1 protein-coding gene is annotated in these 964 nt (G+C 58.7%); it reads left to right on the top strand.

What is annotated here, in order from left to right:
• Window positions 1-964 (top strand): IS256 family transposase (locus QKD99_RS11475; protein ID WP_347951484.1); only part of this gene is annotated, 964 nt, incomplete at both ends.

The raw sequence follows: 964 nt of genomic DNA, 5'->3' as shown, positions 1-964 counted from the left end.
GGCTCACAGAGCTCGACGACATGATTATCTCGCTCTACGCCGGTGGGATGACCGTGCGCGATATTCAGCACCATCTCGCAACCTCCCTTGGGGTGGATATGAGCCCGGATACGATCAGCACCATTACCGATGCGGTCTTGGACGAGGTCATGATCTGGCAAAACCGCCAGCTCGACGAGTTTTACCCGGTGATCTTCCTCGACGCGCTACGCGTCAAGATCCGTGACGGCCACCGCGTGGTCAACAAGGCTTGCTACATGGCGGTTGGTGTCGATATGGACGGCATCAAGCACATCCTGGGACTGTGGATCGCGGACAATGAAGGCGCCGCATTCTGGGCATCGGTGTGTGCGGATCTGGCCAACCGCGGTGTCCAAGACGTGTTCATCGTGTGCTGCGACGGGCTCAAAGGCCTGCCTGAAGCCGTGGAGGCAACCTGGCCGAATTCCATGGTGCAGACCTGTATTGTGCACCTGATTCGGGCTGCGAACCGGTGGGTGTCCTACCAGGACCGCAAAGCAGTCTCCCGCGCGCTGCGTGAGGTCTACACAGCCGCTAACGAGGACACCGCACGTACCAGCCTGGATGCTTTCGAGGCCAGTGAACTTGGCCGGAAATACCCCCAGTCGGTCAAAGTCTGGCGTGATGCATGGGAGCGGTTCGTGCCGTTTCTGCAGTTCCCACCGGCGGCACGCCGGGTGCTCTACACCACCAACTCGATCGAATCGCTCAACGCCGAACTTCGTAAAGCTACCCGTAACCGGGGTCAATTCCCGAACGATACTGCCGCACTAAAGACGCTGTGGCTGATGATCTGCAACATCGAAGACAAGCGCGCTGCCCAGCGAGCGAAGAAAGCAAAGCGCAACATTGAGTGCAACGGCTATATTGAAGGAGCGAAAGCCACCGGGTGGAAACAAGCCATCAACCAACTAGCCGTGGCTTACCCCAACCGATTCGCGGA

Source organism: Corynebacterium sp. c3Ub_189, from assembly GCF_039907195.1.
In the GTDB taxonomy this organism is placed as follows: Bacteria; Actinomycetota; Actinomycetes; order Mycobacteriales; family Mycobacteriaceae; genus Corynebacterium.
Note: the sequence above shows the minus strand (reverse complement) of the source record. Positions and strands in the feature narration are given on the sequence as shown.